This window comes from Streptomyces sp. NPDC101776 (assembly GCF_044766845.1).
Lineage (GTDB): Bacteria > Actinomycetota > Actinomycetes > Streptomycetales > Streptomycetaceae > Streptomyces.
On sequence record NZ_JBIWMV010000002.1, the window covers coordinates 904,440 to 919,749 of the forward strand.

15 protein-coding genes and 1 pseudogene are annotated in these 15,310 nt (G+C 69.9%); 4 read left to right on the plus strand and 12 right to left on the minus strand.

From position 1 onward, the window contains the following. Positions 1 to 109 precede the first annotated feature (109 nt). The 6 genes from ACIRRY_RS09760 to glnII form a co-directional block, all read right to left on the minus strand. Entirely contained in the window at positions 110 to 1,672 is a 1,563-nt protein-coding gene (locus tag ACIRRY_RS09760) for a DUF1996 domain-containing protein (protein ID WP_403969972.1), read from the minus strand. A 184-nt stretch (positions 1,673 to 1,856) separates the two neighbouring features. Beyond that, entirely contained in the window at positions 1,857 to 2,510 is a 654-nt protein-coding gene (locus ACIRRY_RS09765) for a response regulator (RefSeq protein WP_403969975.1), read from the minus strand. Continuing rightward, complete coding sequence (locus tag ACIRRY_RS09770) at positions 2,495 to 3,751, minus strand: sensor histidine kinase (RefSeq protein ID WP_403969977.1); 1,257 nt, start codon at positions 3,749 to 3,751, stop codon at positions 2,495 to 2,497. Before ACIRRY_RS09770 ends, ACIRRY_RS09765 begins: the two co-directional genes overlap by 16 nt. Before the next feature lie 174 nt (positions 3,752 to 3,925). Further along, positions 3,926 to 4,963, minus strand: coding sequence for an NAD-dependent epimerase/dehydratase family protein (locus tag ACIRRY_RS09775; protein ID WP_403969980.1), 1,038 nt, complete (start codon positions 4,961 to 4,963; stop codon positions 3,926 to 3,928). A 59-nt stretch (positions 4,964 to 5,022) separates the two neighbouring features. Further along, positions 5,023 to 5,592, minus strand: a complete 570-nt coding sequence (locus ACIRRY_RS09780; RefSeq protein WP_403969983.1) for a winged helix-turn-helix domain-containing protein — start codon at positions 5,590 to 5,592, stop codon at positions 5,023 to 5,025. 374 nt (positions 5,593 to 5,966) lie between these two features. Then, complete coding sequence (gene glnII, locus ACIRRY_RS09785) at positions 5,967 to 6,995, minus strand: glutamine synthetase (protein WP_019064469.1); 1,029 nt, start codon at positions 6,993 to 6,995, stop codon at positions 5,967 to 5,969. 393 nt (positions 6,996 to 7,388) lie between these two features. On the opposite strand from glnII, the pseudogene ACIRRY_RS09790 reads away from it, so the two are divergent. After that, a pseudogene (locus tag ACIRRY_RS09790) lies at positions 7,389 to 7,763 on the plus strand (alpha/beta fold hydrolase); the annotation flags it as partial. A 3-nt stretch (positions 7,764 to 7,766) separates the two neighbouring features. Here the strand turns inward: ACIRRY_RS09790 and ACIRRY_RS09795 are convergent. After that, positions 7,767 to 8,453 (minus strand): hypothetical protein, encoded by a 687-nt coding sequence (locus ACIRRY_RS09795; RefSeq protein ID WP_403969986.1) that lies wholly within the window; start codon positions 8,451 to 8,453, stop codon positions 7,767 to 7,769. 271 nt (positions 8,454 to 8,724) lie between these two features. Next, complete coding sequence (locus ACIRRY_RS09800) at positions 8,725 to 9,084, minus strand: arsenate reductase family protein (RefSeq protein WP_403969989.1); 360 nt, start codon at positions 9,082 to 9,084, stop codon at positions 8,725 to 8,727. 163 nt (positions 9,085 to 9,247) lie between these two features. Here ACIRRY_RS09800 and ACIRRY_RS09805 point away from each other — a divergent pair, with 163 nt between their 5' ends. Further along, on the plus strand, positions 9,248 to 9,562 hold the full coding sequence (locus ACIRRY_RS09805) for a hypothetical protein (protein ID WP_403969991.1): 315 nt from the start codon (positions 9,248 to 9,250) through the stop codon (positions 9,560 to 9,562). Between the two features lie 263 nt (positions 9,563 to 9,825). Here ACIRRY_RS09805 and ACIRRY_RS09810 read toward each other — a convergent pair whose 3' ends face one another. Beyond that, on the minus strand, positions 9,826 to 11,010 hold the full coding sequence (locus tag ACIRRY_RS09810; RefSeq protein ID WP_403969994.1) for a winged helix DNA-binding domain-containing protein: 1,185 nt from the start codon (positions 11,008 to 11,010) through the stop codon (positions 9,826 to 9,828). Between the two features lie 185 nt (positions 11,011 to 11,195). Between ACIRRY_RS09810 and ACIRRY_RS09815 the strand changes: the two genes are divergently transcribed. Together ACIRRY_RS09815 and ACIRRY_RS09820 are read left to right on the plus strand one after the other, a co-directional pair. Continuing rightward, positions 11,196 to 12,536: a DUF2252 domain-containing protein gene (locus ACIRRY_RS09815; protein ID WP_403969997.1), complete on the plus strand. Its 1,341-nt coding sequence runs from the start codon at positions 11,196 to 11,198 to the stop codon at positions 12,534 to 12,536. Positions 12,537 to 13,081: 545 nt separating this feature from the next. Beyond that, positions 13,082 to 13,402 carry a hypothetical protein gene (locus ACIRRY_RS09820; RefSeq protein ID WP_403969999.1) on the plus strand — a complete coding sequence of 107 codons (321 nt, stop codon included), beginning with the start codon at positions 13,082 to 13,084 and terminating at the stop codon, positions 13,400 to 13,402. Positions 13,403 to 13,404: 2 nt separating this feature from the next. Here ACIRRY_RS09820 and ACIRRY_RS09825 read toward each other — a convergent pair whose 3' ends face one another. From ACIRRY_RS09825 to ACIRRY_RS09835, 3 genes are all read right to left on the minus strand, one after another. Beyond that, positions 13,405 to 13,998 carry a hypothetical protein gene (locus ACIRRY_RS09825; RefSeq protein WP_403970002.1) on the minus strand — a complete coding sequence of 198 codons (594 nt, stop codon included), beginning with the start codon at positions 13,996 to 13,998 and terminating at the stop codon, positions 13,405 to 13,407. A gap of 2 nt (positions 13,999 to 14,000) precedes the next feature. Then, entirely contained in the window at positions 14,001 to 14,924 is a 924-nt protein-coding gene (gene htpX, locus ACIRRY_RS09830; protein ID WP_403970004.1) for a zinc metalloprotease HtpX, read from the minus strand. Positions 14,925 to 15,046: 122 nt separating this feature from the next. Continuing rightward, positions 15,047 to 15,307, minus strand: a complete 261-nt coding sequence (locus ACIRRY_RS09835) for a hypothetical protein (RefSeq protein WP_403970007.1) — start codon at positions 15,305 to 15,307, stop codon at positions 15,047 to 15,049. Positions 15,308 to 15,310 lie beyond the last annotated feature (3 nt).

Here is a 15,310-nt window from a genome sequence, read left to right on the forward strand (position 1 = left end):
ACACCTCTCAGAGGGCCGAGACCGGTTAGTCCAGGACACACACAAAAGCGGGCGGTGGGTTCTCCCACCGCCCGCTCTCGTGCTACCGGGTCCTACCGGCTAGCTGCGCTCACTGGCACTTCTTGCCGGAGTTCACGCAGTTGGCGATCTTCGCCGCCAGGTTGTTCTTGGTGACGCTGATGAAGTCGTCGTGGTCGGTCGACGGCTTGTGCAGCTGCTCCGGGAATCCGTCCACCGCGTAGGCGTTCTTCACGGTGCCGTCCGCCTGGATGGTGGGGGGCGTGATCTTGTAGACCAGGCGCATCGTCAGCTGGGGGATGGCCTTGAAGCCGTTCCCACAGACACCGCTCGCCGGGTCCGCGAAGGCCACGTGCGTACGGTGGTTGGCGCTGTCGATGTTCACGCCGTCCCAGCAGCTCTGGAACGCGAAGGTGCGGACCACGTTGCTGCCCTGCGGGCAGATCGGGTACTGCTCCGTCAGCTGGACCTTGTTCTCGAAGCCGGTGCAGCTCCAGTGCGCGTTGGCGTTGGCCAGACCGTTGGTGAGGGTCTTGGCGTCACCGGTGATGATGCGCAGGAACTGCGGCATCGCGACGACCTTGCTGGCCGGCGAACCGACGTACTTGATCTGCGCGGACTGCGCGGTCAGGATCTTGCCGACGTTGCCTTCCTGGCCACCGCCGAGCGCGTTCTGGTCGAACTCCTTCGTGCCGTCCTGCACACGAACGACCGGCCAGTAGTACGAAGAGAGGTCACTCTGGTTCTGGCAGCTGGAGGGGGCGGCCAGCAGCGAGTCGTTCGTGGAGAACGCGTTGACCTTCTGGTTGCCGACGTAGTCGTGCTCGTGGTGCGCGCCGTTGGTCACGCCGGGCGCCACGATGACGTTGTCGGTGTTGTGGTTCTTGTTCGCGTTGACACCGCACTTGGTGGTGAACGAACCGGTCGAAGCCTGGCCGCTGTTCTGCGGCTTCGCCTGGACGTTCGCCGCGGCCTTCGTGATGTCCACGAAGTCCGCGGCTGTCGGGCCGTTGCCGGCCTGACCACCATTGTTGGCCGCCGGCGCGGAGGCGCTGGCGCTCGGAGCGGCGGTGTTGCCGTTGTTCTGACCGCCGTTGTTCTGGCCGCCATTGTTGTTCTGGCCACCGTTGTTCTTACCGCCGCCGTTGTTCTGACCCCCCGCGGTGGTCGTGTTGGTGGCGTTCTGCGTGGTGCAGGCGGCGAGCTGGGCCAGCGCGGTCGCGTTGACGGTGCCGCCCACTCGCTGGATGTCGATGCGGATGCGGTCGATCGTCGCGGCCCGCTTCTCCTTGAGGGGGCCGACGATCGCGTTCTGCACGAAGCTCGCGTCGTTCGCCTGCGCCTGACGCGTCGAGGCGAGCCGGGCGTAGGCCTCGGTGATCTGCTTGTCCAGGTTCGCCAGTTCGACGGCGACACCCTGACGAGCCTTCTGCGGCACGTTCGTCAGCTGCTGGCCGACGTCCGGGCAGGCGATCGTCGCGACAGCACTGGCCGCGGCGGCCTTCGTGGCGTTCTGGCCCGATGAGCTGGACTCATGCGCCGAAGCGTTCATCTGCGCCCAGATCAGCCCGGCCCCCCCGATGGCTAGGGCAGCCGAGGCAGCAATGGCCTTGGTGGCCATCGGCGTACGGCGTTTACGATCATTGCGTCCCATGGAACTCCTCTGACTTCCTTGCGGGGCAGCGAGGGCGCCCGACAGGAGTGAAGCGGCTCCCTCAGATACGCAGGGGGTCCCAGGAGTGTTCAGCCGTCTCATAAATTTATGAGAGGTTCCTGGGTAAGTCCCCTGACAACTGGCCCTTAAACACCAGCAGTTGTGATCGACTCACAGCTAGTGCTCAGCGTCCCTGGTCCAAATAGGCCAATACCGCCAGCACGCGGCGATTGTCGTCGTCGGAGACTTCCAGTCCCAGTTTGGCGAAAATATTGGACGTGTGCTTCCCGATCGCCCGTTCCGTGACGACGAGTTGCCCCGCGATCGCCGCGTTCGACCGCCCCTGTGCCATCAGTTCGAGGACCTCGACCTCCCGGGGCGTGAGCCGCCCCAACGGCCGGTCGTCGGCCGCCCGCCGCGCCAGCAACTGCTGGATCACCTGCGGATCCATCACCGTCCCACCCCCCGCCACCCTCCTCACGGCGTCCACGAACTGCTCCGCGTCGAACACCCGGTCCTTCAGCAGATAGCCCACTGCGCCGGTCCCGTCGGCGAGCAACTCCCGCGCGTACAACTGCTCCACGTGCTGCGACAGCACCAGCACCGGCAGCCCCGGCCGCTCCCGCCGCGCCCGCAACGCGCACTGCAGCCCCTCGTCGGTGTGCGTGGGCGGCAGCCGTACGTCGACGATCGCCACGTCGGGCGCCAACTCGGCCAGCGCCTTGGTGAGTTCGGGACCGCTCTCCACGGCGGCGGCGATCTCGAAGTCGTAGGCCTCCAACAGCCGCACCAGCCCGTCGCGCAGCAGGAACAGGTCTTCGGCTAGGACAACGCGCACGGAATCTCCATGGTGACCATGGTGGGACCGCCCGCGGGACTGCTGACGGCCAGGACGCCGTCGAATGTACCCAGTCGCCGCTCGATCCCGGCGAGCCCCGACCCCGCGCCGACCACGGCACCACCCCCGCCGTTGTCGGTGACGGAGATCCGCAGCGCCCCCTCCGCATGGTGGAGATCGACCCAGATCCGATCACCACCGGAGTGCTTGACGGCATTGGTGAGCACCTCGCTGACCGCGAAGTACGCGGCCGACTCGACCGGCGCGTCCGCGCGCCCGCCCCCGAGATCCGCGCTCACCTCGGTGGCCACCGGCATCCGCAACGCCAACGCCCGCACCGCGTCCGCGAGTCCACGCTCCGCGAGCACCGGAGGATGAATACCGCGCACGAGATCCCGCAGCTCGCCCAGCGCCTCGGCGGAGGACTGCCGGGCCCGCGCCAGCAGTTCCTTCGCCTTGGCCGGGTTCTTCTCGACGAGCGCCTCGATCGTCCCGAGATCCATCCCCATCGCCACCAGCCGCGCCTGCGCACCGTCGTGCAGGTCGCGCTCGATCCGCCGCAGCTCGGCGGCCGACCCGTCCACGGCGTCCCGCCGCGTCTCGGTCAACACCCTTACCCGCTCGGCGAGTTCACCCTGTCCCGGGGCGAGCAGGGACCGCGTCAGCAGAAAGTGGACGCGCAGGAGAGAAGGGGTGAGGAAGTACGAGGCGACGAGGATGGCGACGCCCAGCAGCCCGGCGAGCAGCGCACTGCCCTGCCCACCCACCGGCACGAACCCGTACCACCACCCCACATACGTCCCGTCCGTGAACACCCGCCACAGCCCGAAGGCCAGGGCGAACCCCTCCAGCGGATAGAACACCAGGGCGCCGGGCACCAACGCGGTCACGAACCCGGCGGTCATGTCGACGGGCAGCCACCGAAGATCCCGCCAGGTCGCGGGATCCCCGAGCATCCGAAAGGTCCGCGTCCAGGGCCGCGCACCACTGGGCACGACCCGATACGCGGGCGGAATCCGCACCCCGCACCACTCCGCGGCAAGCAACCGCCGCCGGTCCGCATGCGCTCGCACACCGGCGAGGACCCAGGGGGTGGTGATCAAGCCGAGGCCAAGGGGGATGAACACGAGGGACACGACGGTGAGGATGAGGAGGACGAGCGACCCGTAGAGGGAGATGAGGGCGAGAGCGAGGCCGCGCAGCCCGGCCGTGACAACGGTGCGGGCCCTGTTCGTGTCCATACCCCCAGTCTCACGGAGCGGGGCGAGGAGGTCACGGGGCCGGGACACCATGACGGGGGTGTCGCTACCAACACCGGTTCCCTGTCTCTTTTGCTTTTGGGGGCGCGAGGCTGTGTCGATATGCGGCGCCGCCGCGCGGGCGCGACCAGCCCCCACGCACCCGCAGCAAACAAATCACCACTCCAACGGCACCCCAAGCACCTTCGCCTCCACCGCAGGGTCAAGCCCTATCGCCGGCATGCCGTCACGCTGCGGCACAGACCCCCCGACGCTCAGCAACCACTGCCAGGTATCACCCACCGTCTCCTCGACAGAACGACAGCTCAACCCCGTAGCCAACGCCCGAGACACATCCGCCTGATACAACGCGTCGAACCCCTCACTACCCGGCGGCACCCACACCGGCAACTGAGTCCACGGCTCGATCCCCGCCCCGAGCACGACCTCCGGCGAGGTCCACCGCAACTCCGCCGTCCCACCGGTAACCCCCACACACGCGTCCAGAAACGCCCCCATCGTCGCGTGCCCCTGCGCGGACATCAGATTGAACGCCCCGCTCAACTCCCGCTCCACGGAACCGAGAAGCCACTCAGCGAGGTCCCGCACATCCACGTACTGAAGAGCGAGCTCCCGCGGCCCCGGCGCCAACACAGGACCACCACGAGCGACCCGCCCCAGCCACCACGGCAACCGCCCGACGTTCTCGTACGGCCCGAGAATCATCCCGGCCCGGGCGAACACGGACCGCTCCGCCCCGAACGCCCCGAGCGCGGCCAGCTCCCCGCCCAGCTTGTCCCGCGCGTACTCCGTCTTCTCGGCGTCGGCCGCGGCCCCCTCGACGAGGGCCGCGTCCTCCGCGTACCCGGCCGGCGGCGCCCACGCGTACACCGAGCAGCTCGACACGTACACATACCGCCCCACCCGGTCGGCGAGCAGCCGCGCCGCGTCGTGGACCGCGCGCGGCGCCGCCGACCAGGTGTCGATCACGGCGTCCCACTCGCCCTCGGCGAGCGCGGCGAGTCCGTCGGGCGCGGTGCGGTCACCACGCAACGCCCGTACCCCGGCCGGGCCCGGGGGTCCGGGGGGTGTCCCCCGGAAAGGCGCAGCGTGCCGGCCCCGGTTGAGGACGGTCACGTCCCAGCCACGCCCGAGGGCCGCCTCCACGACGGCCCGTCCCACGAACTCCGTACCGCCCAGCACCAGAAGTCTCATACGACGACTGTGCCCGCACGGCCCGCGGAACGGAACGTCGATCTGCCGTCAGCAGACGATCAACGCGCGGTCGGCGGCGTGTACTTGTACCCGACCCGCCGAACCGTCTGGATCGCCTTACGGTGCTCTACGCCCAGCTTGCGGCGCAGTCGGGCGATGTGGACGTCGACGGTACGGCCGTCGCCCACATGGCCGTAGCCCCACACCGTGGTGACCAGCTGGTCGCGGGTGTGCACCCGGCCCGGGTGCGCGACGAGATGGGCGAGCAGCTCGAACTCCAGGTATGTCAGGTCGAGTTCCGCGCCGTTGAGCTGGGCGGTGCGCTGCACGGTGTCGATGCGGACGAGCGGTTCGGCCGCGTCGGGGAGGGGGGTGACCGGGTTGGTCCTGGTGAGGTGCGGGCTGTCGGCCGGGATGAGGACGAGGTACCCGACCATCGGCGGCTGCCCCGGCAGGGTGGGCAGCGTGTGCGGGGGTGCGGGCAGCCAGGTGGCACCCGGCGGCAGGAACTCCGCCACGTCGATCACCTCGTCCCGGTCCACGGCGCGCAGATGATGCCGTGGGGCGTTCGGGGCGGGGGTGTCGAGGGGGGTGGAGGGAAGAGCGGGGAGAGAACGGATGATCGCCATGAGAGGTCAGCTCTTTCGCGCGAGAGGTTCGTCGAGGGACGTACGTCGAGTCGCGCAGGCCGGAGGCCGGAGGTGGTACGGCTTTAGAGGGCCGGCGCGTTCATCGCGCGACAACACACCCGGTCGAAGTCATGGTGCTGACGGGAAGGCCAGAAGGGTTCGAGGTCACGGCGACCCGTCGCTCCGCACTTCTGGTAGTTGCCCATGAGGCCATTCAAGCAGACACACGCCCGCAACAGGACCCTCCTCTCACAGCTTGGACGCCGCCTTGGCGGGAAATTGACGGCCCGGGGCGGTGTGACAACGCGAGAGGGGCACCCACCACGACGGTGGGCGCCCCTCTCACGAGCGGTTCGCACGTGCGGCGGGGTCGATCAGACCTGGCCGGCCTTCTCCAGCGCGGAGCAGCACGTGTCGACGATGAGGCGCGTCACGAGGTACGGGTCGACGTTGGCGTTCGGACGGCGGTCCTCGATGTAGCCCTTGCCGTCCTTCTCGACCTGCCACGGGATACGGACCGAGGCGCCGCGGTTGGAGACGCCGTAGGAGTACTCGTTCCACGGGGCGGTCTCGTGCAGGCCGGTGAGGCGGTCGTCGATGCCGGCGCCGTAGTGCTTGACGTGGTCGAGGGGCTTGGAGCCCTCGCCGAGGGACTCGCACGCGGTGATGATCGCGTCGTAGCCCTCGCGCATCGCCTTGGTCGAGAAGTTGGTGTGCGCGCCCGCGCCGTTCCAGTCGCCCTTGACCGGCTTGGGGTCGAGGGTCGCGGAGATGCCGAAGTCCTCGGCGGTGCGGTAGAGCAGCCAGCGGGCGATCCACAGGTGGTCGGAGACCTCCAGCGGGGAGACCGGGCCGACCTGGAACTCCCACTGGCCGGGCATGACCTCGGCGTTGATGCCGGAGATCGCGAGACCTGCCTTGAGGCAGTTGTCCAGGTGGGCCTCGACGATCTCGCGGCCGAAGATCTCGTCGGCGCCGACACCGCAGTAGTAGCCGCCCTGGGGGGCCGGGAAGCCGCCCTCGGGGAAGCCCAGCGGGCGGGCGCCGTCGAAGAAGGTGTACTCCTGCTCGATGCCGAAGATCGGCTCCTGAGCGGCGAACTTGGCCGAGACCTCGGCGAGCGCGGCACGCGTGTTGGACTCGTGCGGCGTCATGTCGATCTCGAGGACCTCGCACATGACGAGGATGTCGTCGCCGCCGCGGATCGGGTCCGGGAAGCTGGCGACCGGCTTGAGCACGCGGTCCGAGGAGTGCCCCTCGGCCTGGTTCGTGGACGACCCGTCGAAGCCCCAGATCGGCAGCTCGGCACCCTTGGCGTCGTCCGCCAGGATCTTCGTCTTCGAACGGAGCTTGGCCGTCGGCTGGGTGCCGTCGATCCAGATGTACTCAGCCTTGAAGGTCACGGGCCACATCCTTCGGGGTGGGTCGTTCGTCGCACTCGCGGGTGCTGCGGCGCAGCGGCACTGGAGCGCCGCGATTCATGCCGGGCAGCCTGTCAACATGCGATTTCCCGATCATTGCTCAAGTGTGAACCCCGTGTTACCTGGTGGTGCTGTGGCGCGATTCACGTGACCTTCGCCGGGCGCACTGTTCGCAGTCGCAGACGGGGGTGGCCGGACAGCTCGTATGCGATGGGGTTGGCCACGACGCGGGGGTAACAACAGGGGTGTCAAGGGGAGGGAGAGGCGAATGGGCATGAGCATCCGCGGCACATACGACCCCGACCGCTTCGGGTCCGCCTACGACAGGGTCATGGCGAAGTGGCCCGGGGAGCGCGAGGCGGTGACCGTCCCGACGCCCTGCACGCGCCCGGCCGCGTACGCCGTCTGTTCCTCCTCGACCCGACCCAGTGCTTCGCCGGGTTCGAGCCGGCGTACCTGCTGCACGCGCTGCCGATGCTGCTACGGCCCACTCGGCGCCGGGTCCGCGCGTTCCTGGAGTGGGAGACCGGGGGAGCGGCGCCGGACGCGCTGCGTGGGCTGAACGCGTCGGTCCTGCTGCTTCTGGCCGGAAGCAGCAGGACCTATGACACGCACCTGGTGGCGACCCGGGCGGCGGGACCGCTGCCGCACGTGGAGACCGACATCCTCGCGAACGTCTCCCATCACATGCTTCCGCAGGCCGCGCCGGAGCGACTGGGCCGTCACCTCACCGGTTTTCTCGGATCCTGAGCGTCACCCCACCTTCTGGATCAGAGCACGGCGGATGAGGAACTTGCCGGGCTCGCGGACCTGCTCGAAAGCGGCGTTGTTCAGCAGGACACAACTGCCGGAGACCGAAGTCACCTTCACCGTCGTGGACTTGTTGTTGTCCAGGTTGGTGACCTTCAGCGTCGTCCCCGCCGGGAACTGGTTGCTGGAGGCGGCGGGCGCACCGGCCTCGCCGGAGAGCGTGACGGTCGAGCCGTTGCACACCTGGCTGCCCGCGGCGGCGCCGGCACCCGTGTTACCGGTGTTGCCCGCCGGAGGGGTCGCCTTGGAGGTGGCCGGGGCCGCGGGTGCCGACTGCGCCGGCTGCGTGGTCTGGGAGCCCTGAGCCGACTCCCCAACCGCACAACCGGACGCCTTCTGCTGCACCTTGATCTGCGCGATGACCGCCTCGCGGTTGGCGATCCGCGCCGCCGACTGGGCGTCGGGGCTGGCCTTCTGGCCGGCGATGAAGCTCTGGTTGTTGCCGAGCGCGGTGGCGAGCCCCTGGCAGACCGTCGAGTTCGGCGCGGACAGGGTCTTGGCGTTCTGCGCCGTCGACTGCGACGCGTTCGACGTGGTGGCCAGAGCGAAGGCCCCGCCTCCGGCGACCGCGGCTGCGGTGACCAGCAATGCCAGCTTCTTCTTCGTACTGGCAGTTCTCCTGCGCGACATGCGCGGCTCCTGTGGGGTAGGGGACCGTACGCCGCTATGTACGGGATACCGAACGATGTAACTCAGCGGACACAGAGGTCACATAAGTGACGTGCGTCACAAGGGGGTTGGGGTCAGTGCGCCCGGTCCGTTCATCGTGGCGTACACCCGGTCGCCGTCGCCGCTGTACGTCGGCGGGCAGGAGGGTGCCCAACTGCCATGTGCCCGCGACGAATTGAGGGGCACTCGACGAGGTGCCGGCCGACACGGCGGCGGTCACCTCGCGCGGCCGTCAGCGGGACAGCGCGTCCCGTACGGCTTCGTCGGTGCGGGCGACCACCGCCGTGCCGTCGGCCGCGGTGATGATGGGCCGCTGGATCAGCTTCGGGTGCTCGGCCAGCGCCGACACCCACTGTTCCCGCGAACTGCCGTCCCGCGCCCACTCCTTGAGCCCCAGCTCCTTCGCCACGGCCTCCTGGGTGCGGGTGATGTCCCACGGTTCGAGCCCGAGGCGCTCCAGTACGTCCCTGATCTCGGCCTCGCTCGGCACGTCCTCCAGATAGCGGCGGACGGTGTACTCGGCGCCCTCGGCATCGAGCAGGCTCACGGCGCTGCGGCACTTGGAACAGGCCGGGTTGATCCAGATCTCCATGGGATTCACGGTACGCGAAACCCGTCTTCCACCCACGTCACAGCACCCTCAACAGCCTTTGTGGCCAGGGCGTTTGTCAGTGGCGGGCGGTAGAATAGAAGCAGTGTTCGAGGGTGTCGCCGGGGGGTCCGGACGGTGCCCTGACCGCGACAGGAGGATGTCCGTGCCCGCTGCCGCACTGAAGCCGAAGCCGCTGCCGACCCAGTCCACCGCGAAGCGTCCCGTCCAACTCGACCTGCCCTACGTGCCCGTGGAGAAGCGCCCGCTGCCGCCCGGCCGCCCGCGGGAGTGGTATGTCACGCACAACCGCCGCCTCAAGGCGATGCGGCTGGCCATCGCCCTGCTCGACTCGGGCGTGTACGTCCCGAACCAGGCCCGCAACGAGACGATCCGCAGTGCGGCGGAACTGATCGGGGTCCATGCGCCGTCGGACACGACGTGTCATATGGTGCGGGCGCTGATGCGGTACTCGCGCTAACCGTGGCGCCGGGTGCCGTGTGTCTTTTCGGCGCCCGGCGTTGGTGCGGGGGCCTCTGGAGGTTGCCGGCGTTGGTGCGGGCGTCCCTGGGGGCTGCCGCCCCCAGACCCCCGCTTCGGCCCCGAAAGGGCCTCGTCCTCAAACGCCGGACGGGCTGAGAGGTGCCGGCCGGTGTTGAAGGTGCCAGCCGGTGTTGAAGGTGCGGGACGTGTCGACAGTGGTCCGCCTTGGAAACGTCGGGCGGCCTCCCTGAGCAACACCCCCTACGCCGACAACTCCCGTTCCACCGGCGTTCGGAACCGCGGTGTCACCCGTGTCGCCCCCACCCACTCCCGCACCCGCTCCGCCGCCACCCCGATCGCCGCCTCCGCCTCTCGGCCGACGGCCGTCCGGTCGAGGACGCGCCAGGCGATCTCCCCGTCCGGCCGCTGCGCCCAACTCCCCACCACGCGCCCGTTCCACCACACCGTCGGGCCCACGTTGCCGCTGCCGTCGAACAGTGCGGGGCGTAGCTCCGGGGGCAGGTACCAGTCCCGTTGCTGCCAGCCCATCGCCGTCGGATCGAGGCCGGGCAGCAGGGCCGCCCACGGTTCGGCGGGGCCCGACGGTGGCGCGAGGTCCCCGGCGGCGACGTATCCCACCCCCTCGTCCAAGGCCACCCGCTCCGCGCCGATCGACGCCAGTGCCCGGCGGACCTCCGTCACCCGCCACCCAGTCCACCACTTCAGATCGGCCTCGGTGGCCGGACCGCAGGCCGTGAGCCAGCGCCGCAGCAGGGCCGACTGGGCCTCGGCGACGTCCAGTTCGGGATGTGCCGACGCCACCGCCCAGCGCAACTGGTTCGAGGTCCAGCCGCCGAGCGGACGGCCCCTGACGATCTTCCCCTCGACGCCCAGCACCCTCAGCAGCCGGGTCGAGACGGTGTGCACACCCTCGTAGTTCTTGCCAGGCGCGTACACCCACTGTTCCCTCAACCTCGGCTCGTCCTCGGCGAGTTCGGCCGCCGTCGCCTGCCCGCGCCGGGCCAGCGCGGCGAGCGTCGCGTCCTCGACCTCCTTCAGCCAGACCGCGTCCGGCGCCCCCGCCTTCGCCATGTCCTTGAGCAGGGCGGCCCGTTCACGCGCGGCGACGGCGAGTCCGGTCGAGGCGTGCACGACGGCGGTCAGCTCGGCGGGGAACACGAACACCGTGTGCCGCATGCCGTGCATACGGACCAGGGTGCGGTCCTCGTACAGGGCGCGGGCGGTCTCCGGCACGGTGCCGGACGGGTCGGCGAGACGGGCGCCCACGGCCAGGTACACCGTCGCGGGGTCGGTGCCGTGCAGGGCGACGAGGGAGTCGGCGATCTCCTCGGGGCTGCCGGCGCGGGTGCTCGCGGTGAGGCGGTGGCGGAGGGCGAGACGGGTGCGGCGCTCGGCGGGCGCGATGTGACGCGGGGTGACGGTCATCCGGCCTCCACTTCGAGTGCTCCACTGCTCGGCCCACAGTAAACGGGTGGACGGGTGGGCAGACGCAGCCTCGGCTTCACCCGGTCGCCGCGCTCGGCATGCGCTCACCCCGACGCCCGCTTTCACTGCGTAGCAACAGCACGAGGTGATACCCCGGGAGGCGGCGGCATGCAGAGGCACGGCACATGACCGCACCGGCCGACCGGGCCGACCGTGGCCGCGCCGCGCGCAAACGCGTCGCCCGTTCCGCGCACGCCGACTGGATCCCCTCCGTGGACCGCTCCGACCCCGTCGCCGTACTGGAACGCCAGGGCCGGGACAGACTCCCGGAACTCCTCCCCATCCGGTACGGCCGCATGGCCGCGTCCCCCTTCGCCTTCTTCCGCGGCTCGGCCGCCGTGATGACAGCCGACCTCGCGTCCCAGCCGCACACCGGCCTCACCGTGCAGCTGTGCGGTGACGCGCATCTCCTCAACTTCGGCCTGTACGCGTCCCCGGAACGTGCCCTGCTGTTCGACCTCAACGACTTCGACGAGACGTTCCCGGGCCCCTTCGAGTGGGACGTCAAACGCCTCGCCGCCAGCGTCGCCGTCGCCGCCCGCGAGAACGGCCACGGCGACACCAAGGCCCACCGCGCCGCGCTGGAGGCGACCGCCACGTACCGTACGGCGCTGCGCGCCCTGGCCCGCAAGGGCGAACTCGCGGTCTGGTACGACCGGATCGACGCCGACAGCCTGCTGCCCCTGGTCCGCTCCGCCCGCAACCGCCGCCGAGTCGAGTCCAGCCTCACCCGCGCCCGCCGCCGCACCAGCCTGCACGCCGTCGGCAAACTCACCGAGACCGTCGACGGCCGCCGCCGTATCGTCCACGACCCGCCCCTCCTTGAACCGGCCGGCGCCCCCGACATGGCCTCCCTGCGCAAGATCTTCAGCGACTACCGCTCCACCCTCTCCGAGGAGCGCCGTCTGCTGCTCGACCGCTACCGCTTCGTCGACGCCGCCCGCAAGGTCGTCGGCGTCGGCAGCGTCGGCACCCGCTGCTTCATCGTGCTGCTCGCCGGCCGCGACCAGGACGACCCGCTGTTCCTCCAGATCAAGGAGGCGCGGAAGTCCGTACTGGAGGAGCATCTGCCGAGCGGGCCGTACGTCCACCCCGGTCATCGTGTCGTCGCGGGCCAACGGCTGCTCCAGGCCGCCAGCGACATCTTCCTCGGCTGGATGACCGGACCGCAGGGCCGCGCCTTCTACTGGCGCCAGTTGCGCGACATGAAGGGCTCCGCGGACGTCGCCGGCATGAGCCCGGCCGACCTCCTCGCCTACGCCCGGCTGTGCGGCACCGCGCTGGCCCGCGCCCACGCCCGTTCCGGCGACCGGGTCGCCATCGCCGCCTACCTGGGCGGTACCGACACCTTCGAACACGCAGTGGCCGACTTCGCCTCGGCCTACGCCACCCAGACCGCCGCCGACCACGCCGGTCTGGTCGCGGCCGTGGCGGCGGGCGTGGTGACGGCGTCGCCGGGGATCTGACAACACCCCCCGCTGGTCGGCCGGTTGGCGGCGCCCAGGTGGTCGAGCCCTAGGTGGCCGGCTCCGCCTCCCGCGCCGCCGCGATCGCCTCCCGCGGATGGTCCTCGTCGGCCTTGCTCCGTGAGCTCTGCACCAACTGGCCGCCGATCGGCGTGAGTTGAGGGATCACCTTGTCCTGCGCGGCCTGCTCTGGCTGAGGTCCTTCATGAGTTGGTCGTTGATACCCGTGTCGGTGAACGAACCCCCGGCCGCCCCCACCGCTGGTGCAGCTGGAGATCGCTCATCGGGGTTAACCCCTTATGTATCGATTCGAACAGATGGGGTCGACTCCAGGCCGCGCGAAAAGGAGATGCACGCCGAGTGATCGCGCCCCTACGCTGGACACACGTTGCGGAGCTGCCCACCACCGCTTTCGGCAGGACAGGCACCACCCCGCGGACTCGGGGCTACTCTCTACGCACCGACGGCCGGACGCCCTCCCCAGCGCCCCGTCGTGCCCACAACAGATCACCGCTCGTACACACCCACGCCCACGGAGGCCCGTCATGGGCACCATCGTCATATCCGGAACCGTCGTTCTGGTCCTCTTCGGCTTCGGCAACCACGTCTGGTGGCTGGCCGCGGTCGCCGTTCTCTTCCTGTACGTGCAGTACGGCCGCGACTCGTCGTCCGCCAGGTCCGCCAGGTCCGCCAGATCCTCCACGTCGTCCTCGTCGGCCGCGGCCCCCTCCTCAGGCGGCGGAGCCACCCCGTCGAGCTACCGCGCGTACCGCGACCGCCGGGACAAGCAGGCCAAGTGGGAGCGCCGCTACCAGCGCGAACGCCCCCTGGAGTCGCGTCGGCAGGCACGGGAGAAGAGCAAGTAGGACTACAACCCGGGGGCACCCCACACCGGGAACCACCGGCTCAGGTCCCGCTCGATCCGCAGGTCGTCTCCGAGCATCGACTTGACCTGGAGTTCCAGCGAGCTGTCGCGCCGCTGACCGTCACCGGCCAGCGGCGCGAACGGGAAGAACGTCCCGCGCTTGTAGAGATAGACGAGCGCGAGCCGCCGCCCCCCGTCCGCCCCGCCGTCTTCGAACCCGGCCAGCGAGCACAGCAGTTGGGGCCCGAAGCCATTGACCTCCATCGCGCTGTTCACCGCGTGCAGATCATTGACCAGCGCCGACAACTGGTCCGGCGAGCGGCGCGAGACCAGCCACGAGTAGCCGTAGGCATCCTGGGTCAACTCCACCGGCGGCCCGGTGCGTTCCGCGTCCGCGTCCAGCAGCGCCTGGACCTCCCGGTGCGTCTGCTCGAAGGCCCCGCCCTCCACCGTGGCGAAGCACACCGCCCCGCGCCCGGTCGCCCGGAACCCGGCCGCCGCCTCCAACGTCACCGCCGCCGAGGGCAGCGCGAAGAGCTGGTCGAGATCGGGTGCGACCGGTTTCGTACGGCCGAGCAGGATGTCCAGCAACCCCATCCTCAGTCCGCCTTCCCGATGCCGGGCACCGCCGCCTCACCCAACTCGGCGGAGATCCGCCCCAGTTGGTCGAGCCGCTGCTCCAGGCTCGGGTGGGTCGAGAAGAACCGCGCGATACCGGGCTCGGCGCCGTTCGCCGGGGTGAAGTAGAAGGCGTTGAAGGCTTGGGCCGTCCGCAGGTCCTTCGTCGGGATGCGGGCGATGTCACCGTCGACCTTGGTGAGCGCGGAGGCCAGCGCCGAGGGCTTCCCGGTGAGCAGGGCCGCTGCCCGGTCCGCCGCGAGTTCCCGGTACCGGGACAGCGCCCGGATCAGCAGGAAGCTGATCGCGTACACGGCCGCCGAGATCCCCATGATCCCCGCGAAGATCGCGAGGGTGTTCTGGTCCTTGCGCCCCCGGAAGATCTGCGAGTAGAAGGCGAACCGGACCATGAGCCCGGCGAGCACCCCGAGGAACGAGGCCACCGTGATCACGGCCACGTCCTTGTGCGCGACATGCGACAACTCGTGCGCGAGCACACCCTCCAACTCGGCCGGCTCCAGCCGCCGTAGCAACCCGGTGGTCACGCAGATGACGGCGTGGTCGGCGTTGCGCCCGGTGGCGAAGGCGTTCGGCATGTCGATGTCCGACACGGCGACGACGGGCTTGGGCATGTCGGCCACGGCACACAACCGGTCGATCACACCGTGCAGTTCGGGATACTCCTCCCGCTCCACGATCCGGCCCTTCATCGCGTACAGCGCGATCCGGTCGGAGAACCAGTACTGCGCCACGAGCAGCCCGCCGGCCAGCACCACGACCAGCACCCAGGACTTCAGCAACACGATCAGCGCGGCCACGAACGCCACGTACAACAGCCCGAGCAGGAACAGCGTCAGACCCATACGTATGGTCAACCGCCGGTCGCTCCGGAAGCGGCTCTGCATCTGCCATCACCCCGCAGTCAGGCACTCGTCCCACCGCCCAGTGTGCACCCGCGCCTTCCCATGAAGCGGTCCTGATCGGCCCTAGGCGGAGCAAAAGGTGCCTGTGAATCCGGGTCCTGTCCTCACCCCCGCTTTACGGCGTGCCCGGCCCACCCGCGCAGCTTCACATCCGAATCGTCCAACAACGCCTCGGCCGCCCGCCGCCGTACGATCCCGCCCCGCGCGTCGAGCAGCCGGAACGCGGCGACCCGCACCGGCCGGGGCCACCCTGCCCCCAGCCTTTCCGCCAGCCACTCCTCGGGCACCAGCTCCGCGGACGGCAACAGCGCGGCGGTCACCTCGCGCACGACCCCGGCCGCCGGATCGTCCAGCAGCGGCCGCAACCG

Excerpts from the sequence above, each read along its gene's own strand:
- ACIRRY_RS09760 (WP_403969972.1), bottom strand. The coding sequence starts at position 1,672 with ATGGGACGCAATGATCGTAAACGCCGTACGCCGATGGCCACCAAGGCC.
- htpX (WP_403970004.1), bottom strand. The coding sequence starts at position 14,924 with ATGCAGAGCCGCTTCCGGAGCGACCGGCGGTTGACCATACGTATGGGT.
- ACIRRY_RS09795 (WP_403969986.1), bottom strand. The coding sequence starts at position 8,453 with ATGTCGCGCAGGAGAACTGCCAGTACGAAGAAGAAGCTGGCATTGCTG.
- ACIRRY_RS09775 (WP_403969980.1), bottom strand. The coding sequence starts at position 4,963 with ATGAGACTTCTGGTGCTGGGCGGTACGGAGTTCGTGGGACGGGCCGTC.
- ACIRRY_RS09800 (WP_403969989.1), bottom strand. The coding sequence starts at position 9,084 with ATGGAGATCTGGATCAACCCGGCCTGTTCCAAGTGCCGCAGCGCCGTG.
- ACIRRY_RS09780 (WP_403969983.1), bottom strand. The coding sequence starts at position 5,592 with ATGGCGATCATCCGTTCTCTCCCCGCTCTTCCCTCCACCCCCCTCGAC.
- ACIRRY_RS09815 (WP_403969997.1), top strand. The coding sequence starts at position 11,196 with ATGACCGCACCGGCCGACCGGGCCGACCGTGGCCGCGCCGCGCGCAAA.
- ACIRRY_RS09820 (WP_403969999.1), top strand. The coding sequence starts at position 13,082 with ATGGGCACCATCGTCATATCCGGAACCGTCGTTCTGGTCCTCTTCGGC.
- ACIRRY_RS09770 (WP_403969977.1), bottom strand. The coding sequence starts at position 3,751 with ATGGACACGAACAGGGCCCGCACCGTTGTCACGGCCGGGCTGCGCGGC.
- ACIRRY_RS09810 (WP_403969994.1), bottom strand. The coding sequence starts at position 11,010 with ATGACCGTCACCCCGCGTCACATCGCGCCCGCCGAGCGCCGCACCCGT.
- ACIRRY_RS09825 (WP_403970002.1), bottom strand. The coding sequence starts at position 13,998 with ATGGGGTTGCTGGACATCCTGCTCGGCCGTACGAAACCGGTCGCACCC.